The organism is Nocardia amamiensis NBRC 102102 (assembly GCF_001612745.1).
Lineage (GTDB): Bacteria > Actinomycetota > Actinomycetes > Mycobacteriales > Mycobacteriaceae > Nocardia > Nocardia amamiensis.
In genome coordinates this window covers 1-20,524 of the sequence record NZ_BDBA01000216.1, presented here as the reverse complement: position 1 = coordinate 20,524, position 20,524 = coordinate 1, and the positions used below count along the sequence as shown (strand labels likewise).

Here is a 20,524-nt window from a genome sequence, read left to right as displayed (position 1 = left end):
CTAAGGCAGGTACAGGAGAATCTCCGGATACGCCACGTAATCGAGCAGGGGAGGGGCGTAATGGAGGATCTGGCCGCGCGATTCGAGGAGCTGAGTCGCCTGGTGCCGATCCCCTACCCGTGGGACACAACGGAATACGTCGCGCGGGTGGCCGAAACCGCGGTCGGTCGATCACACTGTGTCCGATCGACGTCGGCGCCCTCTCGGGCACCGGATGCGGCACCGGAAGCGGCCTGTGGATCGCCCGGGAAGACGACGACGTGATCATGTACGGGGCTGACACCGAATGGCATGCCGATCACATCATCGCCCACGAGATCGGTCACATGCTGCTCGGCCACGGAGCGATTGAGGGCAGTCCCGGTGGCAGCGCAGCCGATCTGCCGTTGCGCGAGTTGATGCCCTCGCTGTCGCTGGAAACGATCCGCAATGTACTGCGCCGCAAAGACTACGGCGGTGAGCGCGAACGCGCCGGCGAAACCTTCGCCGACCTGCTGCTGGTCGAAGCGATGCTGCCGAAGCGGTCGGCGAGCCGGTCCCGCTCGACGTTCTTCCCGAACCGGCATCGATGAGATGACCTCCCCCGTCCCGGGTCTGATCGCCTGGCCCGTCCTGACAGGTATCGCGTTGGTACTCGCCGGTCGGTTTTGGCTATTGCGGGACAGCGACGTCGACCGGCTCCTCAACCGCGCGCTCGCCGCCGCTCTCTTCGCACTCCTATTGCGGGAGGCATGGTTCGAGCAGTCACTGACCTGGCTGCTACCCGGCGACGACAGCGACGTGGTGAACATCGCCCGCCTGCTCTCAGTGGGAGCAATCCTGTTGGCCGTCTCGAATGTCTACGGTATCGCCAAGTTGTGGGCAGGTGCCGATCCCGCCCACACGTGGCGCAGGCAGTGGCGTTATTACCTCGTCACGATCGCCGCCACCGCAGTCATCCTGATCGCAGGGATGCCCGCCCGCCGCGCCGGCCAATTGATCGACCAAGCCCTGGGCTGGCCGGCTGTCGTGGTCTGGGTCGCGTTCTGCCTGCCGCTCGGCGCGACCGCCCTGCTCGTCGGCCGCGTAAGTGTGCGCGAGATGCGCGCCGCAGACGACACCACCTGGCAGGAACGTGCACTATACATAGTGGTTCTGTGCATCAATGTGGCCATCGGGATCGTAGCGGTCGTAACCCCCATCGAGACCGCCCGCTGTGTCGTCACAGACCAGCCGTCACGCGATCCCGAGATGCACTGGCCGGCGTGGGCCTTCTTCATCGTGACCGTCTGCGCTTCCGCCGTGGTCGCGGTACCGCTGATCAGCACCCTGCTCACGCACATCGGATGGGACCGCACCGGCCGCTACTGCCGCCGCCTACAGCCGATGTGGGCCGATCTCACCGCAGCCGTACCCGAAATCATCCTGGCAATGCCGCGCGACCACAACAGCCGAACAGACCCAGCCATCCGCCTGCACCGCATGACGATCGAGATCCGCGACAGCCTGCTGCACCTCAAGCGCTACACCGACAGCCCCGACGATCTAGCCGCCAACGGTGACCCCCACACCTATACCCGCCGCATCGCCGAGGCCATTGCCACCAAAGCTGCCGGGCACCCCCCGAACGCGAGGCCGTCCAAGCCCCGCCACCACATCCAACCGGGCGCACGGGACCTCACCGCGGAACTGCACCAACTACTCGCACTCGCCACGGCATGGCCACACACCCGCCGCCTGACCACCACCATCAACCATGCTCCCCACCCGACTCGGGCCCTGGCCGGATAAAAGCAACACCCCTCGTGACAGTCAGCACGACCTCGAACACCCCTTGCCACCCGCTACCGCACCCGCAAAGCGGACGTTCGTCGTCATGTGCGAGTGCGCTGCCCGCCCTGACTGCGGGATCATCCGCTCTGAATCGAGTTGAGCGACCAGGATCTGATCCGCATCGAGGCCCCGGCCGAAGCCCTCGCTGCCGCCCGCTACCCCGCGAAGCTCGCACGCACCACGGGTACGTGACGGTCGCCTTGGTGGCAGACCGCCAATTCCTTTGTCCCGCCGATACTGTCAACACGATGAGAGTCTCGGCGGACACCGCCTGCCCCGAGGCTGTCCGCCGATCTTTCAACATCCCGACAACCAGGTGATCGATCGTGGTGGCGAGAGTCCGGGAACAGCGGCATGGCGGCATCGGGTGCGAACTGCACAGAGCCCCATTTCGCCGATACGAATCCGGCACGATATGCCCGGCGGCCACCAGCACATCCCAGGCAGCGCGTTTACGTGCACACCGGTGTTCGCGATGCCGTTGCATGACGACGTGGGCTTCGGCGATCGTGAACGGTTCTCGCGGGGCCGCGCATGTCCATGCCCTCGGCCACGGCATTGTCGTCACCTTGCGGGGGGTTGGAATGGCGAAGCAAGGCACAAGCCCGTCACTGCCGCGTCGACGAATGGGCCGGTACCTGCGCGAAGCACGCGACGAACAGAACCTGACGCAGGGACAAGTCGCGGCAATGCTGGACTGGAGCGTGAGCACCCAGTCCAGGCTCGAACGAGGCGATGTCGGCCGACTGCGCGACCGTGACATCGAGCTACTGTGCCGGAAGCTCGGTTTCGGTGACGAGAAGACCGCAGCGATTGTCGGCTTGTTCAAGCAGGGAGCCGAAAAGAGGTGGTGGCACAGCTTCGGTGATCTCATCCCCGAGAAGTTCAACGTCTGAGTCCATTCACGAATACCCGCACCAGCAGCCCCGTCCGGTCGGATGGGGCTGCTTGCTATGTGTAGCCGAGCAGGGAACGCCCAGTGCCCTCAAGCCAAATATTCCTGATACCAAACTATTCCGTTCAGTCGCTTTTTTGCGACCATGATCGCAATCAGAAGTGGACCGCCCGGAATCGTCCCCTATTCCCTTCCAGCTGACGCGCCACACCCCCCAACCTCTGAGATCTTTGTAACAGCGCACTGGCTCGTGCGATTGATCAGTCAACTACTACGAACCCAAACAACAGGGGGTCATCCGTGTCCCAACCGCCGCCGCCATTCCCCGAACCGAATACCGGTTCCGGCCACCCCACCCAGGGAACACCGCAACCGAGGTACCAGCAGCAGCCCGGCTTCCCGCCACCACCCGGATATGGCCCAGCACAGCCGCGCAAGAAGCGCGTCGTCTGGCCGTGGATCCTCATTGGCGCCATAGTCCTGTTATGCGGCGGATGCTTCGGCATCGTCGGACTCGCCAGCAACGGCTCCAAATCTGCTGACGGCACAAACCAACCCGCCCCCGACGCTCCAAAGGCTGGCAAGAGTGTTGCTGCTGCGGGGTCCACGGTACGGGATGGCAAGTTCGAGTTCGTGGTTACCGCTGTCGATCCACCTACCAAGACCATCGGTGAAAACCAGTTCCTGCGCTCCACCGCGCAGGGCGAATACATTGTCATCCATGTCGATGTCAGCAACATTGGCAACGAGCCGCGGTCCTACTTCGGCTCGAACCAGAAGCTGTATGACGATCAGGGCCGCGAGTTCACGAATGACACGAAGGCCGAGATCAACGTAAACGACCATCTGTCAGCGGATATCAATCCGGGCAACAGGATTTCGATGAGGATCGTGTTCGATGTTCCGCCAGGTTCGGTTCCGGCTGTATTGGAGTTGCACGACAGTGCGTTCTCGGGTGGCGTGAAGGTCGCGTTGCGGTGAGCTTCCAGAAGTAGCCCTCGATCTCGACTGGCCCCGGTGTGATGTCGGGGCCAGCGTCGTCATGGGTGTATTCGAGGCGAACTCGACCGCCGAGTAAAGTTGGGTCTGCGGCGACGGGAAATCATCGCCGTCAACCAGGGACGATAAATCAACCCCACCCCACCCGAGCCGCTGGCCGATGATGACTACGACGTCAGCCTGGAGGATCCCGTCATCGAGGACGATCGCCCAACCTCCTGGCAAGAATTCGCCGAGGACGCGCGGAAGACCAGCACTGCTGGGCAGCCGAGGATCGTCGGCCCGGAATTCGGGAGCGCCACCCATCCGACAGAGGCCAATCTGATCGAGTAGACGAACTTTCCGTGTTGATGAGCTGGTCGGGTGCGGTCGAAGAGCTCTTCTTTGAAGTGTCCCCGTGATGCTGGTCACCACATCGGAGGGAGCCCATGCGCCACAGGCACGTCGAAGGCAGGTGAAGGAGAATCTTCGCATGCGCCACGCAATCGACGAGGGAAGGGCGAAATGGACGATCTAGCCGCGCGATTCGAGGAGCTGCGTCACCTGGTGCCGATCCCCTACCCGTGGGACACAATGGAATACATCGCGCGGGTGGCCGAGTACCGCGAGCGGCCCATCACGGTGTGCCCGATCGACGTCGGCGCCCTCTCGGGCACCGGATGCGGCACCGGAAGCGGCCTGTGGATCGCCCGGGAAGACGATGACGTGATCATGTACGGGGCTGACACCGAATGGCATGCCGATCACGTCATCGCCCACGAGATCGGTCACATGCTGCTCGGCCACGGAGGGACTACGAGCGGTCCCGCTGGCGGCGACACAGCTGATCTGCCGTTGCGCGAGTTGATGCCTTCGCTGTCGCTGGAGACCATTCGCAGCGTACTGCGCCGCCAGGACTACGGCAGTGAGCGCGAGCGCGCCGCCGAAACCTTCGCCGACCTGCTGCTGGTCGAAGCGATGCTGCCGAAGCGGTCGGCGAGCCGGTTCCGCTCGACATTCTTCCGAAACCGGCATCGATGAGATGACCTCCCCCGTCCCGGGTCTGATCGCCTGGCCCGTCCTGACCTGTCTCATGTTGGTGCTCGCCGGTCGGTGGTGGCTGTTGCGGGACAGCATCGTCGACCGGCTCATCAACCGCGCGCTCACCGCCACTATCTGCGAACACCTGTTGCAGGAGGCATGGTTCGAACAGTCACTGGCCTGGCTGCTACCCGGCGACGACAGCGACGTGGTGAACATCGCCCGACAGCTCTCGCTGGGAGCAACCGTGTTTTCCATCTCGAATGTCTACGGTATCGCCAAGTTGTGGGCAGGCGCTGATCCCGCCCACACGTGGCGCAGGCAGTGGCGTTACGACCTCGTCGCGATCGCCGCCACCGCAGTCATCCTGATCGCGGGCACGCCCGCACGCCGCGCCGACCATTCCAAGTACTGTGACAGCAAGACTGACATGAGGGGGGCTCAGCCATGAGGGTAGATCCAGATCAATTGCGGGCACTTGCGGCGTCGATGGACGACATCGGCAGCATGGCCGACGCCTTGGATGTGCGTACCAACGCAAATGCGGTGGCAGGCGCGATGCCGGGATCGCCGTTGGGTGCGGTCTGCGCGACTGCGGGAGAGTACGTCGAGGGTGCGTGGCTGCGGATGGCGATGCGGTGCAAGCGGGTATCGAACATCTGCAAAGGCGGCGCGGGCGCCTATGAGGTAACCGACCAGGAATTCCGTGACCGGCTCGCCGCGATGGGCGGCGCCCGCTGATGGAGGGCAGTGTTCCGACGTTGCCCCAGGTCCGGTCGTGGAAGCCGTGGACGATCACCGAAGCCGGCAATCAGATGATGGCTCGCAATGCGGAGTTCCGTGGGTTGGCCGAGCGGATGGGCACCCAGATTCGGGATGCGGGCTCGCACTGGGACGGTGAGGCGTACTGGTCGGCCTACGACCGGGTCGCAGGCGATCGTGACACCGCCTACAAGGTGGCGGACGAAGTCGATATGCTCGGCGACGCCATGGTCACCGGTGGAACCTCGATGACGAACTACCGCGAGGTGCTGATCGGCAAGGTGACCGAAGCAACCGCAGCTGGCTTCAACGTCGCCGACGATTGGATCGTCACCGCCGGACCCGGTAACAGCGACGATGGCGCGCGGACTCATCAGACGGCGATTACGACGGCGCTCAACGAGATGGTCAGTGCCCAGAATGTCGCGGTGAACGTGATCAAGCAGGCCGCCGACGAGGTGCGGTCACGCGGTGAACTGTTCGGCGACGGTGATCCGGTGGGCGATGGCGCCGATGGGCCTCTGTATCAGCGGCAGCCGGGTGTCACTATCGACGGCGGCTTCGACGCCGAACGCACCCAGGCCGCAGCGGCGGCATTCGAGAATATGTTCGGTCGCCCACCGACGACACCGACCGACTGGCAAACCGCCCACGCACTCAACCCGAACAGCTACACACCTAAGTTCCAGGGCGTACCACCCGAGATCCGAGTGGTGAAGATCGAGCCTGTGCATGGTCAGGGAGTAGTTCGGACAGCACAGTACATCGAACAGCGCGACGTGACGAGTTGGCCGCCCCCACAACGAGACCTGGGCGACAACCGCACGGCCGACCCCAACTTCGACCCTGAGCACGCCAAGGTCGCCACCTACATAGATTACGAGAACGGGATAGTCGTGATGCGCCAGAACCCGTCGGTCCGCCAGAACCCCGATGGCACTCCGGGCGAGGTACAAGCCGGTGTCCCCACCGGGCAAGTCTGGCAGGCCGAGGACGGTTCGGTGCGGATCAGATACGAAGCCGGAAATCCCTTCGCACCGGACTGGACCGCCAACCCGCCAGGAAACACGAAAATCGACGACCACCCGGTGACCGTGAACGGCGACCTCGTCTTCAAACCGGGAGACAAAGGTGTCGAGGTGCACGGCACCCGCAGCGACTACCCGTCCCTCGAGGTCTACCAGGACAATCCGCAGGGCAACACTCGAACAGTGGTGATCGACCCGGCTGTATCCGGACGGTCATGGGGTCCGAGTGTGAACCTGCCATACCACCACGATATCGGGCTCGGGGAGTTGGCATTTCGGCCATTCCATGAGTGGAACAGCACCTACGATGTGCCGGGTCCGGAAAAGCCGCCGACTCAAGTCGGCCCGGTGTCGAACCCGCCGCGTGTGCCGCTCCCGAAAGGAATGATCTGATGGCAGCGGGAAATTCGGATTCGACCTTTTGGGCTGCGGCGACCGTCAGCCTGTCGTTGGGTTTCGTTGCCGAACTCGCCGTATTGGCTTTCATTATGAGGCTGCGGGACCCTGACTACCTCCGGTTGCCGGTCATCGTGTTTCTGGTGCCCGCGGTCATGGGTGCGGTTACGGCACTTGCGCTGAGGAGGTCGTCATCGTCCACGGCGCGAGGCGCGTCACTGGGGTTGTTGACGACATCGGTCTTCGTACTGACCGCCGGCGTATTGGCTGGTCTGCTCTATCGCGGAGGATGGGTTTGATGTCCGAGACGGGGTCACGTTCTGCCGCACCTTATCCGAGCGTGACCTGGGTCGACCGCCCCTCGTTCACCGCAGCGGCCACAGTGCTGTTCCTCAATGTCGTGCCGGTGCTGGTGATCCCGTATCTGTGGGTGCTCTACATCGTTATCCTTCCTGCGGAAGCCATTACAGGCACCGTCCTCCTGTTTCGGCGTGGAGCAAGCCGCCAGGCCGGAGTCGGCGTCATCAGCGGATTGCTGGCGTCGGTCGTATCGATCGCGATTTCGGTCGCCATCTACAACGCGTGATCAGCGGAACGGGCGTCGGCAGAGCACGGCGATCGAGGAGACGGTGCGATGGACGGGCTCAGCTCACCGCTTTCTTCACCAGCTCGCCGATCCTTTCCTCGTCGGCGGCGGTCAACTTCGTCAGCGCGAAAGCGGTCGGCCACATGGTGCCTTCGTCGAGGTTCGCGATGTCGTTGAAGCCGAGCGTCGCGTACCGGGCCTTGAACTTCGCCGCGCTTTGGAAGAAGCAGACGACCTTGCCGTCCTTGGCATACGCGGGCATGCCGTACCAGAGTTTCGGCGTGAGGTCCGGTGCGCTGGCTGTGATGACGGCGTGGATCCGTTCGGCCATGACGCGATCGGATTCCGACATCTCGGCGATCTTCGCGAGCACGTCTTTCTCCCCGTCCGCCTTGGTCGCGCGGGAGCCGCGGCGCGCGGCCGTCTTCAGCTCCTGGGCGTGCTCCTTCATCGCGGCCCGTTCCTCGTCCGTGAATCCCACGGCCGCCTTGGTCTTCGCGGTTGCGTTGGCAGACTTCTGTGCGTTCGCCATTGCCGTTTCCTCTCAGCCTGTCTCGATGGGGACAGTCATCATGCTATGAAGCTGTCGCGGCGGGAGGCTTCTTCAAAACTGATCAATAGCTTTCAGAGGTCGGCGATCGCCGCGAGCGGTGGGGTTCGCGCGGCGCGCACCGCGGGCCAGAGTGCGGCCAGTACCCCGACGACGGCCGAGCCGATCAAGACCAGCACCAGTTGCGTCCACGGGATGGCGATCTGGTCCAGGCCGAGGTCGCGCAGGGTGCGCAGGAAGCCGACACCGAGGGCCAGTCCGAGCAGCATGCCGACGATCGCGCCGAATACCGCGATCAGCATGGACTCGAGATAGATCGTCCTGCGCACCTGCATGCGCTGCATGCCGACCGCGCGCAGCATGCCGATCTCCCTGCGCCGCTCCACGACCGACAGCGCGAGCGTGTTCACGATGCCGAGGATCGCGATCACCACCGCCAACGCGAGCAGGCCGTAGAGGATGGCCAGCAGTGTGTTGATCTGCCTGCCCTGTGCGCCCTTGTACTCCTCGCGGTCCTGCACCTGCACCACGACGAATTGCTCGGTCGCCTTCTCCAGGTCGGTGCGCATCTGGGTGATGTCCGCACCCGGCTTCGCCTTGACCAGCACCAGGAAGTTGGTCCGGAAGTTCAGCGGAACCGCCTCGTTGTAGACGGCTTGCGACACCACCATGGGACCGAGCAGTGGCGTGTTCTTGTACACGCCGGTCACCGTGAGCGAGATCTTCTTGCCGTCGAAGCTGGTCAGGCTCATCGGTTCGCCGACCTTCCAGCCCCGCTTGTCGGCCTCGTCGTCCGAAACGAGCACGTCGCGGTCGCCGAGAGTATTGCTCCCGCGCACGATTTCGTAGTTCAGCACGCCGTCCAGCGGCCCATCCGCGGACGCGGCGAACACCTGCTCGTTGCCGATCTTGAAAGCGGCGCCGCGGAGCCCGACCACCTCGGCCACCCCGGGGACGTTCGTGCGGGCCGCGTCGGCCGCGCCGAACGGAACCCCGAGCAACTGCGGGCCCGCAAGCGCGTAGTCTGCGCGCACCCCCTTGTCGATCAGTACACCGACGCTGGCCTTGGCCGACGCGCCCAGCATGCCGATCGCCGAGACCAGCATCAGCCCGAGGGTGAGCGCGAATGCCGTCGCGGCGGTCCGCCGGGGATTACGCGCCGCGTTGTTGCGCGCCATGTGGCCGATCGGCCCGAACGGCCGCACCAGCACCCCGAGCCCGGCCACCACCGGCCGCGACAGGGCGGGCCCGCCGAGCAGCACCGCAAAGATCAAGCCGAGCGCGCCGACACCGACCGTCGCGGCCGCCGTGCCGCCCGTGCGCTGCGCACCCAGCACCACGAACGCGACACCGAGCACGGCGAGCACCGCTCCGATGACCGTGCGCCAGCGCAGCGACTCCCCGGTTGAGGCGAACTCCTCCCGCATGGCCTGCACGGGTGGAATCCGCGCGGCCCGGCGTGCCGGCGCATACGCGCTGATCATCGTCACCGCGAGACCGACGAACAGCCCGACCAGGATGGTGCGCGGCAGCACCGCCATCGATCCGGTCGGCAGGCCCAAGTCGAAGGCGTTCAACGCCGCCGACAATCCGAACGCCAAGCCGACGCCACCGGCGAGCCCGATCGCACTGCCGATCAACCCGATCACGAACGCCTCGGCCACCACCGACCGGCCGACCTGCTGACGGCTCGCGCCGACCGCGCGCAGCAACGCCAGCTCACGCAAGCGCTGCGCGACGATCATCGAGAAGGTGTTGTAGATGATGAACGTGCCGACGATCAGTGCGATCGCGCCGAAGGCGAGCAGGAAGTAGTTGATGAAGTTGAGCGCGTTGGAGACTTCCTTCTTCAGGTCGGCGCGGACCTGATCGCCGTTCTGCACCTTGTAGCCGGGCAGGTCCCGACCCAAGTTGTCGCGCAAGTCGTCACCGGGAATTCCGGTGGCCGCCAGGTCCACGTAGGCGACATGCAGACCGTCGGTGAACAGCTTGCGCGCTTGGCTGTCGTCGAACAGCACGCCGATGAAACCGCCGGTGTCCGAAGGGATTTCGTAGATCCCGGTGAGGGTCACATCGATGGGATCCGGCTGCGAGGGGATGAGGATCTTGGTCCGGTCGCCGACCTTCAGCCCGGCCCGCTCGGCTCCGCCGGTATTGAGCGCGATCTCGCCAGAGCGCGCGGGCGGGACACCGTGGGTGAACTTCTCCGGCTCCGCGACAGCCTTCTCCGGTGGCAGGTAGGACCTGCCGAAGGTGGGTGCGCCGCCGGTCTGCACGGCTTTCTTGCCCGCCGGATCGAGCAGCACCACCGGCCCGTTCACGCTCGGGGCCACCGTGCCGACGCCAGGGTATTTCGCCAGCTCGTCCACCACGTTGTTCGGAATGCCCTGCGCCTGACGCTCTTTCGGGCTGACCCGGACGTCGATGCCTTTGGCCTCGTTGGCGAAGATCCCGTCGAAGGTGCGCTGCAGCGTGTCGGTGAACACGAACGAGCCCGCGATGAAAGCCGTGCCGAGCACCACCGACAACAGCGTCAGGGCCAGGCGGACCTTGTGCGCGGCGAGATTGCGCAACGCCACTTTGCGCATCGGGCTTCCGGCCATCACGCCTGCTCCAGCGCTTTCATCCGGTCCAGCACCGTGTCGGCGGTGGGATCGCGCATCTCGTCGACGATGCGCCCGTCGGCCAGGAACACCACCCGGTCGGCGAACCCGGCCGCGTGCGGCTCGTGCGTGACGATGACGACCGTCTGCCCGAACTCGTCCACCGCCGCGCGCAGGATCGACAGCACCTCCTCCGAGGCGCGGGAGTCGAGGTTGCCGGTCGGCTCGTCGCCGAAGATGATCTCCGGTTTGCCCGCCAGCGCCCGCGCGCACGCCACCCGCTGCTGCTGTCCGCCGGACAGCTCACTGGGCCGGTGGGTGAGCCGGTCGGTCAGGCCGAGCCGCTTCAGCACCGTGTCCAGCCAGTCCTGGTCGGGTTTGCGCCCGGCGATGTCCAGCGGCAACGTGATGTTCTCCAGCGCCGTGAGCGTCGGCACCAGGTTGAACGCCTGGAAGACGAAGCCGATCCGGTCCCGGCGCAGGCGCGTCATCTGCTTGTCGGACAGGGTGGTGAGGTCGGTGTCGCCAATGCGCACGGCGCCGGAACTGGCGCTGTCGAGCCCGGCCAGGCAGTGCATCAGGGTCGACTTCCCCGATCCGGACGGGCCCATGATCGCGGTGAACTCTCCCTTCGCGAACTCGGCCGACACACCGTCCAAGGCCCTGACCTGGGTATCACCCGATCCGTAGACCTTCGTCAGTTCGATGGCGCTGGCCGCGACGTCGGTCGTGACCGCCGTGCCGGCGGTGGCGCCCAAGGCTTGCGAAGTCATGCCGTCCAGTCTTACCGGGATCGCAGTCACATGCCATCAGGGAAAACCCTGTGTTTTCGGCCGCACTCGCGGAGACCGCCGCCGAAACCTGGGCGGCGGATGCTGCTGAGCGGTTACTCCTGGGGCAAGGGCTTGCGGAGCTCGGTGACGGCGATACGGGCGGTCTCGGCGATGGCGGCGTCGACGACGGGCAGGTGCGGGTCCGCGCGCGCCGCGCGGGTGAATACCGCGACCGCGACCGGATACTCGCCGGGGAACTCCACCACCGCGACCTCGTTGCGGATCACGCCGATGGTTCCGGTCTTGCCCGCGACCGACACGCTGCGGTGCGGGAAAGCGGCGGCGATGCGATGCGGCCAGACCTGGTAGCGCATGACGCTGCGGACGAACTCGGTCTGTTCGGCAGACAACACCGTGCCGCTCCACAGTGCGCGGAGGAACCGGGTCATTTCCTCCGGTGTCGTCGCGCTCGTGTAGGAGGGGTCGTACGCCGACACCGACCATGCGTCGTCGTTCTCCGCCAGGATCGCGAACGCCTCGGCGGTGGTGTGGGTGTCGGTGTCGCGGACGAGGCTGCGGTGCAGATCGGCGGTGCCGCCCACGATCCGGGTCTGGGTGAGGCCGAGCTGGTCGAGCAGTTCCTCGACCGCGCCGAGACCGGTCGCGCCGAGCAGGACATCGGCCGCCGCGTTGTCGGAGACGGTCATCATCGAGGTCGCCAGGTCGCGCAGGCTCATGGTCACCGGGTCGCGCATGACGGCGATGCCGGTCGGGCCGGGCGTGCAGTCCGACGGGGTCACGGTGAGCCGGGCCGTGGGATCGATGCGCCCGGCGTCGACGGAACGGCAGAACGCGACGAACAGCGGCAGCTTGTACACCGACGCGACGACCACCCGCTCGCGACCTCCGATGGAGATTTCGGCCGCGGAGTCGTCGCAGCGGCGGGCGTGCAGCCAGCCGGTACATCCCGCATCGGCGAAGACGGCGCGGATCCTCTCCTCGGGGGTGGGTCCACCGGTCATCGGACGAGCACCCCGCAGCGAGTCGCCATGCGGCACTGTCTGCCCACTTGTCACCCGACCACCGCCCGTCAACGAATCTCTACGCGACACTGCCTGCCCCACCCGTCACCCGAGCACCGCCTACCAGCGAGTCACGACGCGAGACCTTCTTCATTGGAGGCGCTCCCGGTAGAGCACCCGGTCGACCGCATCGGCTTGGGTGTCGGCTCCCGGACGGTGGACGACGCGCACCCGCAGGGCGAGCGCCTGCGGTGCCATGCGTAGCCACGTCACACCCGGCGTGGCGGATGGCGGAGTTGCCGTGAGCCCGAAGCTGGTTCCGGCGGCCACCGCGGCGAAGAGGGCGCGGTCGTCGGGTGCGGGCACAGCTGGTGCATCCAGGCCGCGCTCGCGCAACAGGTCCAGCACGGTGTCGAAGGCGGGCGGGTTGGCGGCGCGCGGCGGATGGGCGAAATTCAGTCCCGCGAGCATGGGGAAAGTTGGGCGTTCCGCGCTGGAGCTGCGATGATCCGACGGCACGACCAGCCACCGCGGCACTTTGACGACCGGGCGTGCCTCGACGCCGTCGACGAGGGCCGGATGCTCGATCACCGCCACGTCGCATAGGCCGGCGCGCACATCGGCGACCAGGTCGACGGTTGCGCCTACTGTGGTCGATACTGCGGCGTCCGGCGCGACCACGGTCCGCAGCGCGCCCACACATGCCGTGACCACCCGGTCGGGCAGTGCCGCGGTCACTCCCCAGTGCACAGCGCCGTGGGCGTGCGCGATGCGGTGCGACTCGGCGAGCAGGCGGTCGGCGTCGTCGACGAGCAGTCGAGCGCGGGGCAGTAGCTGGAGACCCGCCGAGGTGAGCACGGCTCCCTGGCGGGTGCGGTGGATCAGGTCGACGCCCAAGTGCCGTTCGAGCCGCCGTAGGCCTTGGGACAGCGGTGGTTGGGTCATGTCGAGCGCGGCCGCCGCCCTGCCGAAGTGCCCCTCGTCCGCGACAGACACGAAGAAGCGAAGGTGGCGGATCAGGTCCATGCGGTCATTGAACCAGTGGCGTTCCGGACGATGGCTTCCTCGCCTGGCCGCGGTGTGCGCCGGAACCGAACCGTGCGGGCGAACCTGCGGCGATATCGAAGTGAACTCGTCCGCGCCGGGGTCTGATATTGGCGCGTACCGCCGTGGCGATGGTGTGGTGCGGCGGTGACCTTCGCACCTTTTGCTCCCCAGACTGCGCGGCGCCGACTTCTCGCCGCCGCCGCGGTGTCCGTGCTGACCACCGTCGCCGCCGCGTGCGGGTCCGGCGGCGATGCGCCGACGAACCCGAACACCACACCTGCTGCCACGCCCGCTTCGTTCCTCGAGATGGAGACGAACCACGCAGCGCGGCTGGGTGTGTACGCAATCGACACCGCCTCCGGCCACACCGTTGCCTATCGGGACGGTGAGAGGTTCCCGATGGCCTCCACATTCAAGGGTCTCGCGTGCGGTGCTCTGCTGCGCGACCATCCGCTGTCGACGGGTTACTTCGATCAGGTGATCCACTACCCCCGCACCGATCTCGTCGAGTATTCGCCGGTGACCGAGAAGCACGTCGACACCGGCATGACCGTTGCCGAATTGTGCGACGCCGCGATCACCGTGTCCGACAACACCGCGGGCAACCAGCTGCTGAAACTCCTCGGCGGCCCTGCGGGATTCACCGCGTTCCTGCGTTCCATCGGCGACAACATCTCGCGCCTGGACCGCTGGGAAACCGAACTGAACACCGCCATCCCCGGCGACGAGCGGGACACCACCACACCCGCCGCGCTCGCCGCCGACTACCGCGCCCTGGTCCTGGGCGATGTACTCGGCGAACCCGAACGGGAGCGACTGAAGTCGTGGCTCATCGCCAATACCACCGGGGGCAAACGCATCCGTGCCGGACTGCCCGCCGGGTGGACCGTCGGCGACAAGACCGGCAGCCCCGCCTACGGCAGCGCCCTCGACGTCGCCATCGCCTGGCCGCCGGGACGCGGACCGCTTGTCATCGCTGTCCTGTCCACGAAATTCGAGCAGAACGCCCAAGCCGACAACCCTTTGGTCGCCGACGCCGCCCGCGCCGCCGTCGAGGCGCTCGGGTAACCAGGAACCGTGACTACATCGCCGACCATCGCCCGCCGCACACTACTCGGAGCGGCATTACTTCTCCCCCTGGCCGGATGCGCGAGCCGCACGACGTCCGCGCCCCCATCCGACACGATCGGTGCGCCGGGCTCAGCGGGAGCCACACCCACCGTGCACGACTCCGACATCCGCTTGGCCGAGTTGGAGCGGAAGTTCGGCGCACGCCTGGGTGTGTACGCCCTCGCCACCGGCACCGGTGTCACCATCGCCTACCGAGCGGACGAACGATTCGCCTTCTGTTCGACGTTCAAGGGATTAGCGGCCGCGGCCGTCTTGCAACGTAATCCCTTGTCGCACTTGGATACCGTCGTCACCTACACGGAAGCCGACCTCACAAAGAACGCAGCCATCACACCACGGCATGTGACCACGGGGATGACGATCGGCCAGCTGTGTGACGCCGCGATCCGCTACAGCGACGGCACCGCAGGCAATCTCCTGCTCCGTGACCTCGGCGGGCCGGCCGAGCTGACGGCGTATGTGCGCAGCCTCGGCGACACGGTGACCCGAATGGACCGGATCGAGCCGCTGATCACCGAGGCCACGCCGGGAGACCCGCGAGACACGTCGTCTCCCCGGGCATTGGGCACCGATTACCAGAAGATCGTGCTGGCGGACACGCTGCCGGACGAGAAGCGCGCCTTCCTCCGAGATCTCTTGGAACGCAACGCCACTCGCGCGGGAGCTCGACGAATCCGAGCTGGAGTACCGCAGGGCTGGACCGTCGCCGACAAAACGGGAACCGGTGACTACGGGACATTGAACGACATCGCCATCGTGTGGCCTCCGGGTTCCGCACCGCTGGTCGTCGCGATCATGTCCAGCAAGGCCGACCGGGACGCCGCATACGACGAGGCCCTCATCGCGGAGGCCGCGGCATATGTGGTGAGCACTCTGACGTGACTCGCGCGCAGCCATCGGACCACTCACAGCCACCCTCGTACGCTGCCGGAGCCGGTCGACCGACCGCGGCGCTGCCGATCGTGGACCACCTGGGGGCCACCGAGGCGCTATCGACCCGGCACGGATCGCCGGCGCGCGCGGTACACCGGCGACTTCGCGCTGTTCGAAGACCCAGCCCAGGAGGCGCTGGCCAAGGCATCGGATCTGATCCCTCGAGGGCGCCTGCCGCAATCCGGACGGGTTCGCTCACTTCCGGCCGACGCCCGCGATAAACGCGGCCCGCCGTCGCTCGGCCCTCGACGAGAGGTACGCCGCAGCGTTTGCGATGGGGCAGCTTTACGCGGCGAGTCGGACGAGTTGAAGCTGGTAGCCGCAGGTAATTTGACACCGACCTACTGTTTGCCCACAAGTTGCCCACTATGGCGAGAGGGGACAGGAAATGAAGCGTGTCGCATCCATCGTGACGGTGCTGGGCGGTGCGGTCTGTGCCGCCGCGGTCGCGGCTGCTCCGGCGTCCGCGGCGATTCCGCCGTCCGGCGTGTTCTGCACGGGGATGACGTGCGTGAACTCGACCTCCGTACCGCAGGTGGTGACCGGAATGGCGGTGTGCCCCACCGGGCACACGCTGCCGGTCAATGCGGTGATCCTGCCGTTCGGCGTTCACGTCATCGGTTTCGTGTGCCCGAACGGCGCCCCGCCGATGGCACTCAGCTTCTGACCTGGCCAGGGCGCGCAAACCTTTCCTATAGCCGGGGCTGAGTGGAACGCACCTTGTCGACGACCCACTCGAAGGCCGATGCTTTCGAGTGGGCGCCTTCAACGGCGCGGGAGCGGTTGGGTTCACCGAGGTCAGCGAGTAATTCCTCCGACATCGCCACCAACTCGGCCAGCGTGGCCGGGGTGAACCATGGTGGTCTGGTCGCGAACAGGATGTCCTCGGAGGCGGTGTTGCCGCTCGCGCCCGGCGCGAACGGGCAGCCGCCGAGTCCGCCGAGCGCGCCGTCGACCATGTCCGCGCCCGCCGTGATGGCGGCGAGGGTGTTGGCCACGCCCATCCCCCAGGTGTCGTGGCCGTGAAAGACGATGCGCCGGTTGGGGGTTCGCTCGCGTACCGCGGTGACGAGCGCGGCCACCTGACCCGGATGCGCCTGTCCGAGCGTGTCGGCGAGGACGATGTCGTCGGCGCCCTCGGTGCGGGGATCGCGGGCGATGGCCAGTACCCGCTCCGGGTCGACCGGACCGTCGAACGGGCAGGTGAAGGAGGTCGCCAGGCACAGCTGGATCGACCCGTCCACCTCGCGGGCCACGCGCACCGCGTCCGGCATGGCGGCGACGCTGGCCTCGGTGTCGCGCCCGATGTTCGCCCGATTGTGCGCGTCGGAGACCGAGAAGCAGTACTGGAAGTTGCGCACGCCGGCCGCGGCGGCCTTCTCGACATGCCGCGGGGTGGCCACCCACACCCAGCAGCGGCGCAACTCCTCGGGCGTCAGCGCGGCGACCAACTCCATCGTGTTCGCCATCGGGGGGACCAGGTCCGGGCGCGCCATCGAGCCGATTTCGAGCGCGGGAACCCCCAGCGCGAGCAGGCGGCGGACGACGTCCACCTTGCGCTGCACCGGCAGCAGTTTTCCGGTCAGCTGCAAGCCGTCGCGCAGCGTGACGTCGCGAAGCACCGGCGCGGTCATCGTTGCTCCCGCGCCTGGCGGCGGCCGCACATCACGCCACCCCAAGGCTTTTCGCCCGCTCCGGTCGGATTGGGCTGCACCGTGGGTCTGCTGCTGCCCGGCGAACGCAGTTCCCATTTCCCACGTCCCCGGGGACGCCTGCGGTCGTAGGGCTGTGTGCTCATCGTGCCTCCAACGCGTCTATCTCGGCCTGGCTCATACCGAGCAACCCGGACAGCACCTCGCGGGTGTGCTCGCCCAGATCGGGGCCGATGGTGCGGATGGGTAGCGACTGTTCGCCGATCACCGGCACGATGCCGGGGAAGCCGACCGTCTTCGGTTCCGGCGCACCGACATCCACGGCGAAAGGCTGGATCATGTTGCGTGCCCGGTACTGCTCGTCGGCCACGATGTCGGCCGCCGTAAAGATCGGACCGCACGGAATGGCGGCGGCTTCCAGGAGTTTCAGCGCCTCGGCGCGAGTGTGGCGGATCGTCCACTCGCCGATGGCCGCGTCCAGGCGCTCGCGGTGCCGCCAGCGGCCCGCGTTGTCCTGGAGTTCCGGGTCGGCGGCCAGGTCCGGGCGGTCGATGACCTTCATGTAGCGCTGGAAGATGGCATCGCCGTTGCCGCCGATGATGACGCTGGTTCCGTCCGCGCACGGGTAGGCGTTGCTCGGCGCGATGCCCTCCATGCGGCCGCCCACCCGCTCGCGCTGGATGCCGTAGGCCACATAGTCCGGCACCAACGACTCCATCACCGACAGGATCGCCTCGTTGAGCGCCACGTCGATCACCCGCTCCCGCAGGGGGGTCGGCCCGTCCGCGTCGGGGCGGCGCTCCCGCTGGAACAGCGCCATCACGGTGCCGAACGCGGCGTAGATACCGGCGATGGAATCGCCGATCGAGACGCCCGTGCGCACGGGCGGACGATCCGGGTCGCCCACCAGCTCACGCAGGCCGCCGACCGCCTCGGCCACCGCGGCGAATCCCGGCCGCGCCGACATCGGCCCGGTCTGCCCGTAGGCGGAGATCCGGGTGATCACCAGGTCCGGATTCGCCTCGTTCAGCACCTCCGGGCCCAGGCCCCACTTCTCCAGCATGCCGGGCCGGAAATTCTCCAGCAGCACATCGCAGCGCCGGATCAGCTCCAGCACGACGCCGCGCCCCGCTTCGGTGCGCAGGTCCAGCGTGATCGACTTCTTGTTGCGGTTGATCGTCCGGTAGAGCATCGAGGTGTCGCCGCCGTAGAGCCGCCAGTTGCGCAGCTCGTCGCCCACCTTCGGGCGTTCCACCTTGATCACCTCGGCACCGAAGTCGCCGAGGATGCGCCCCGCGGTCGGCGCGGCGATGTAGTTGCCGAGTTCCAGGACGCGCACCCCGTCCAGCGGCCTAATACTCATGACGACCAGTGTGGACCATGCCACCATCGGTCTCGGCGCTACCCGCGATTCGGCGACGGCGCGGCATGCATGAGCCCCGCTCAGGACGCGAGCTGCCGGGTGTCCTCGATGATCGAGTAGTGCGCGGCGTTGCCCGCGATGCTGGTGCTCGCCACGCCGTCGACGCCGACCGGGACGTCGCCGGCCGGCGTCATGCGGGTCAGCTTGCGCGGCTGGTCGTCGTCATCGTCGCGAGTCTTACGAGCACCGTTCGCAAATCAAACACAGTGCTCGCGCAAGTAGGCCAGATCATCCGCGACGCCTTCGGCGGGGGTTTCCAGGATCACCGGAGCGCCCGCCGTTCTGCACACTTCGGCCAGCAACTGTGGATCGATGGTGCCGTCGGAGAAATTGGCGTGGCGGTCGGCACCGGAATTGAACTCGTCGCGTGAGGAGTTCAAGTGCACCAGGTCGATCCGGCCGGTGATCGCCTTGATCCGGTCGACGACGCCGACCAGTTCCTCGCCGCCCGCCCAGGCGTGGCAGGTGTCCAGGCAGAACCCGGCGCCGTAGTCGCCGACCGCGTCCCACAGCCGGGCGATGGAATCGAAGTGCCTGGCCATGGCGTGATTGCCGCCCGCAGTGTTCTCGATCAGGATCGGCACCGCGAAGCCGCCCTTGTCCTGCTGGCGCTCGAACAGCTTGCGCCAGTTGTCGATTCCGGTCTCCAGCTCGGCGTCCGAGCGCACGTGCCCACCGTGCACCACCAGGCCGAACGCACCGAGGTCGGCGGCCGCCTTCGCCTGCTGCGCCACCGCGTTGCGCGAGGGCATGCGCAGCCGGTTGTTCAGGCTCGCCACGTTGATCTGATACGAGGAGTGCACCACGACCTCGATCGGGCTCGCGAGGATCTCCTCGGTCCGCGGATGCGGAGTGGGTTTGTCCCAGCTCTGCGGATCGACCACGAACATCTGGATGAGGTCGGCGCCGAGTCGCTCGCCGAAGCCGATCGGGTCGCTGTCGAGCCGGACATGTGCTCCAATGCGCATGCGGTCAGCGTAACCAGTGCCACCGACAGCAGGTGGAGGTCACACCGTGACTGTTGCATCCCGATGGCCCGGCGAGATACATGGTTAGTGTCCGCGCGCTCGACTCGACAAGGGGGTGTAACGGTGTTGCAGACCGGCGATGTCTTCGCGGGCTACGTCATCAAACGGGTACTCGGCCATGGCGGCATGGGCACCGTGTACCTGGCCCAGCATCCTCGGCTGCCGCGGCTGACCGCCCTGAAGCTGCTCAAGCGCGAACTGTACGCCGACGCCGACATCCGCCGCCGCTTCGAACGCGAGGCCGATCTGGTCGCGCGCCTGGATCACCCGAACATCGTCACGGTGTTCGATCGAGGCGCCGAGGACCAGCAGCTGTGGATCTCCATGCAGTATGTGCCCGGCGCGGACGCCTCCTGCGTCGACGTCGACGTGCTCGCGCCCGGCCGCGCGGTGCGGATCATCGCCGACACCGCGGCCGCACTCGATTTCGCGCACGCCAACCAAGTGCTGCACCGCGATGTGAAACCGGCCAACATCCTGCTGGCCAAAGCGCCGATCGGGCAGCCGGAGCGGGTGCTGCTCACCGATTTCGGCATCGCGGGCATACGCGGCGCTGACACCACGATCCGCTCGTCCGGCACGATCACCGCGACGCTCGCCTTCGGCGCGCCGGAACAGCTGATCGGCCAGCAGCTCGACGACCGGGCCGATCAATATTCGCTGGCCTGCACGCTGTTCTGGATGCTCACCGGCGCGCCGCCGTACGCGGGCGCCAACCCGGCGGCCCTGGTCAACAGTCACCTGTACGCACCGATCCCGGTGCTGAGCCGGGTGCGTCCCGGCCTGCCAGCCGCGCTGGACCCGGTGCTGGCCCGCGCCATGGCCAAGCGGCCGGCGGATCGGTTCGCCAGCTGCGCGGAGTTC

Annotated in this window: 22 protein-coding genes; 14 read left to right on the top strand and 8 right to left on the bottom strand. The window is 66.7% G+C overall.

Annotated features, from left to right (window positions below; translation table 11 throughout):
- Positions 1-119: 119 nt before the first annotated feature.
- The 10 genes from NA4_RS31450 to NA4_RS31405 all read left to right on the top strand — a co-directional run bounded on the left by NA4_RS31450 (position 120) and on the right by NA4_RS31405 (position 7,498).
- A complete protein-coding gene (locus tag NA4_RS31450; protein ID WP_245671672.1) occupies positions 120-572 on the top strand; it encodes a hypothetical protein in 453 nt (150 codons plus the stop codon).
- A 1-nt stretch (position 573) separates the two neighbouring features.
- Positions 574-1,770 carry an MAB_1171c family putative transporter gene (locus NA4_RS31445; RefSeq protein WP_067478400.1) on the top strand — a complete coding sequence of 399 codons (1,197 nt, stop codon included), beginning with the start codon at positions 574-576 and terminating at the stop codon, positions 1,768-1,770.
- A gap of 668 nt (positions 1,771-2,438) precedes the next feature.
- Entirely contained in the window at positions 2,439-2,708 is a 270-nt protein-coding gene (locus NA4_RS31440) for a helix-turn-helix domain-containing protein (RefSeq protein ID WP_067478396.1), read from the top strand.
- A gap of 299 nt (positions 2,709-3,007) precedes the next feature.
- Entirely contained in the window at positions 3,008-3,688 is a 681-nt protein-coding gene (locus tag NA4_RS31435; RefSeq protein WP_245671671.1) for a DUF4352 domain-containing protein, read from the top strand.
- 522 nt (positions 3,689-4,210) lie between these two features.
- Positions 4,211-4,726 carry a hypothetical protein gene (locus tag NA4_RS31430; protein ID WP_084497636.1) on the top strand — a complete coding sequence of 172 codons (516 nt, stop codon included), beginning with the start codon at positions 4,211-4,213 and terminating at the stop codon, positions 4,724-4,726.
- 1 nt (position 4,727) lies between these two features.
- Positions 4,728-5,177: a hypothetical protein gene (locus tag NA4_RS31425; RefSeq protein ID WP_067478393.1), complete on the top strand. Its 450-nt coding sequence runs from the start codon at positions 4,728-4,730 to the stop codon at positions 5,175-5,177.
- Positions 5,174-5,467 carry a hypothetical protein gene (locus NA4_RS31420; protein ID WP_067478390.1) on the top strand — a complete coding sequence of 98 codons (294 nt, stop codon included), beginning with the start codon at positions 5,174-5,176 and terminating at the stop codon, positions 5,465-5,467. Before NA4_RS31425 ends, NA4_RS31420 begins: the two co-directional genes overlap by 4 nt.
- Complete coding sequence (locus tag NA4_RS31415; protein ID WP_067478387.1) at positions 5,467-6,909, top strand: hypothetical protein; 1,443 nt, start codon at positions 5,467-5,469, stop codon at positions 6,907-6,909. Before NA4_RS31420 ends, NA4_RS31415 begins: the two co-directional genes overlap by 1 nt.
- Positions 6,909-7,211 (top strand): hypothetical protein, encoded by a 303-nt coding sequence (locus tag NA4_RS31410; RefSeq protein WP_067478384.1) that lies wholly within the window; start codon positions 6,909-6,911, stop codon positions 7,209-7,211. The genes NA4_RS31415 and NA4_RS31410 overlap by 1 nt, the downstream gene beginning before the upstream one ends.
- The gene (locus tag NA4_RS31405) at positions 7,211-7,498 is read left to right on the top strand and encodes a hypothetical protein (protein WP_157129406.1); all 288 of its coding nucleotides are present in this window, start codon (positions 7,211-7,213) and stop codon (positions 7,496-7,498) included. The genes NA4_RS31410 and NA4_RS31405 overlap by 1 nt, the downstream gene beginning before the upstream one ends.
- Before the next feature lie 58 nt (positions 7,499-7,556).
- Here NA4_RS31405 and NA4_RS31400 read toward each other — a convergent pair whose 3' ends face one another.
- The 5 genes from NA4_RS31400 to NA4_RS31380 form a co-directional block, all read right to left on the bottom strand.
- Positions 7,557-8,030 carry an iron chaperone gene (locus NA4_RS31400; protein WP_067478378.1) on the bottom strand — a complete coding sequence of 158 codons (474 nt, stop codon included), beginning with the start codon at positions 8,028-8,030 and terminating at the stop codon, positions 7,557-7,559.
- Between the two features lie 92 nt (positions 8,031-8,122).
- Positions 8,123-10,651: an ABC transporter permease gene (locus NA4_RS31395; protein ID WP_067478374.1), complete on the bottom strand. Its 2,529-nt coding sequence runs from the start codon at positions 10,649-10,651 to the stop codon at positions 8,123-8,125.
- Positions 10,651-11,424 (bottom strand): ABC transporter ATP-binding protein, encoded by a 774-nt coding sequence (locus tag NA4_RS31390; protein WP_067478371.1) that lies wholly within the window; start codon positions 11,422-11,424, stop codon positions 10,651-10,653. The genes NA4_RS31395 and NA4_RS31390 overlap by 1 nt, the downstream gene beginning before the upstream one ends.
- Before the next feature lie 113 nt (positions 11,425-11,537).
- Entirely contained in the window at positions 11,538-12,446 is a 909-nt protein-coding gene (locus NA4_RS31385; RefSeq protein ID WP_067478368.1) for a serine hydrolase, read from the bottom strand.
- Between the two features lie 150 nt (positions 12,447-12,596).
- A complete protein-coding gene (locus NA4_RS31380) occupies positions 12,597-13,472 on the bottom strand; it encodes a LysR family transcriptional regulator (protein WP_067478365.1) in 876 nt (291 codons plus the stop codon).
- Positions 13,473-13,637: 165 nt separating this feature from the next.
- Here NA4_RS31380 and bla (NA4_RS31375) point away from each other — a divergent pair, with 165 nt between their 5' ends.
- The 3 genes from bla (NA4_RS31375) to NA4_RS31365 all read left to right on the top strand — a co-directional run bounded on the left by bla (NA4_RS31375) (position 13,638) and on the right by NA4_RS31365 (position 16,224).
- Positions 13,638-14,561, top strand: a complete 924-nt coding sequence (gene bla, locus NA4_RS31375; protein ID WP_067478362.1) for a class A beta-lactamase — start codon at positions 13,638-13,640, stop codon at positions 14,559-14,561.
- Positions 14,562-14,570: 9 nt separating this feature from the next.
- A complete protein-coding gene (gene bla / locus NA4_RS31370; protein WP_084497634.1) occupies positions 14,571-15,506 on the top strand; it encodes a class A beta-lactamase in 936 nt (311 codons plus the stop codon).
- A gap of 439 nt (positions 15,507-15,945) precedes the next feature.
- Positions 15,946-16,224 carry a hypothetical protein gene (locus NA4_RS31365; protein WP_067478359.1) on the top strand — a complete coding sequence of 93 codons (279 nt, stop codon included), beginning with the start codon at positions 15,946-15,948 and terminating at the stop codon, positions 16,222-16,224.
- 25 nt (positions 16,225-16,249) lie between these two features.
- Here NA4_RS31365 and NA4_RS31360 read toward each other — a convergent pair whose 3' ends face one another.
- The 3 genes from NA4_RS31360 to NA4_RS31350 form a co-directional block, all read right to left on the bottom strand.
- On the bottom strand, positions 16,250-17,191 hold the full coding sequence (locus NA4_RS31360) for a hydroxymethylglutaryl-CoA lyase (RefSeq protein WP_067478356.1): 942 nt from the start codon (positions 17,189-17,191) through the stop codon (positions 16,250-16,252).
- A 160-nt stretch (positions 17,192-17,351) separates the two neighbouring features.
- A complete protein-coding gene (locus NA4_RS31355; protein WP_067478403.1) occupies positions 17,352-18,572 on the bottom strand; it encodes a CaiB/BaiF CoA transferase family protein in 1,221 nt (406 codons plus the stop codon).
- Positions 18,573-18,829: 257 nt separating this feature from the next.
- Positions 18,830-19,600, bottom strand: a complete 771-nt coding sequence (locus tag NA4_RS31350) for a deoxyribonuclease IV (protein ID WP_067478353.1) — start codon at positions 19,598-19,600, stop codon at positions 18,830-18,832.
- A gap of 123 nt (positions 19,601-19,723) precedes the next feature.
- Between NA4_RS31350 and NA4_RS31345 the strand changes: the two genes are divergently transcribed.
- Positions 19,724-20,524: serine/threonine-protein kinase (locus NA4_RS31345; RefSeq protein ID WP_157129405.1), on the top strand; the 801-nt coding region annotated here is incomplete at its 3' end.

Excerpts from the sequence above, each read along its gene's own strand:
- NA4_RS31445 (WP_067478400.1), top strand. The coding sequence starts at position 574 with ATGACCTCCCCCGTCCCGGGTCTGATCGCCTGGCCCGTCCTGACAGGT.
- NA4_RS31440 (WP_067478396.1), top strand. The coding sequence starts at position 2,439 with ATGGGCCGGTACCTGCGCGAAGCACGCGACGAACAGAACCTGACGCAG.
- NA4_RS31430 (WP_084497636.1), top strand. The coding sequence starts at position 4,211 with ATGGACGATCTAGCCGCGCGATTCGAGGAGCTGCGTCACCTGGTGCCG.
- NA4_RS31425 (WP_067478393.1), top strand. The coding sequence starts at position 4,728 with ATGACCTCCCCCGTCCCGGGTCTGATCGCCTGGCCCGTCCTGACCTGT.
- NA4_RS31420 (WP_067478390.1), top strand. The coding sequence starts at position 5,174 with ATGAGGGTAGATCCAGATCAATTGCGGGCACTTGCGGCGTCGATGGAC.
- NA4_RS31415 (WP_067478387.1), top strand. The coding sequence starts at position 5,467 with ATGGAGGGCAGTGTTCCGACGTTGCCCCAGGTCCGGTCGTGGAAGCCG.
- NA4_RS31410 (WP_067478384.1), top strand. The coding sequence starts at position 6,909 with ATGGCAGCGGGAAATTCGGATTCGACCTTTTGGGCTGCGGCGACCGTC.
- NA4_RS31405 (WP_157129406.1), top strand. The coding sequence starts at position 7,211 with ATGTCCGAGACGGGGTCACGTTCTGCCGCACCTTATCCGAGCGTGACC.
- NA4_RS31400 (WP_067478378.1), bottom strand. The coding sequence starts at position 8,030 with ATGGCGAACGCACAGAAGTCTGCCAACGCAACCGCGAAGACCAAGGCG.
- NA4_RS31395 (WP_067478374.1), bottom strand. The coding sequence starts at position 10,651 with ATGGCCGGAAGCCCGATGCGCAAAGTGGCGTTGCGCAATCTCGCCGCG.
- NA4_RS31390 (WP_067478371.1), bottom strand. The coding sequence starts at position 11,424 with ATGACTTCGCAAGCCTTGGGCGCCACCGCCGGCACGGCGGTCACGACC.
- NA4_RS31385 (WP_067478368.1), bottom strand. The coding sequence starts at position 12,446 with ATGACCGGTGGACCCACCCCCGAGGAGAGGATCCGCGCCGTCTTCGCC.
- NA4_RS31380 (WP_067478365.1), bottom strand. The coding sequence starts at position 13,472 with ATGGACCTGATCCGCCACCTTCGCTTCTTCGTGTCTGTCGCGGACGAG.
- NA4_RS31365 (WP_067478359.1), top strand. The coding sequence starts at position 15,946 with ATGAAGCGTGTCGCATCCATCGTGACGGTGCTGGGCGGTGCGGTCTGT.
- NA4_RS31360 (WP_067478356.1), bottom strand. The coding sequence starts at position 17,191 with ATGACCGCGCCGGTGCTTCGCGACGTCACGCTGCGCGACGGCTTGCAG.
- NA4_RS31355 (WP_067478403.1), bottom strand. The coding sequence starts at position 18,572 with ATGAGTATTAGGCCGCTGGACGGGGTGCGCGTCCTGGAACTCGGCAAC.
- NA4_RS31350 (WP_067478353.1), bottom strand. The coding sequence starts at position 19,600 with ATGCGCATTGGAGCACATGTCCGGCTCGACAGCGACCCGATCGGCTTC.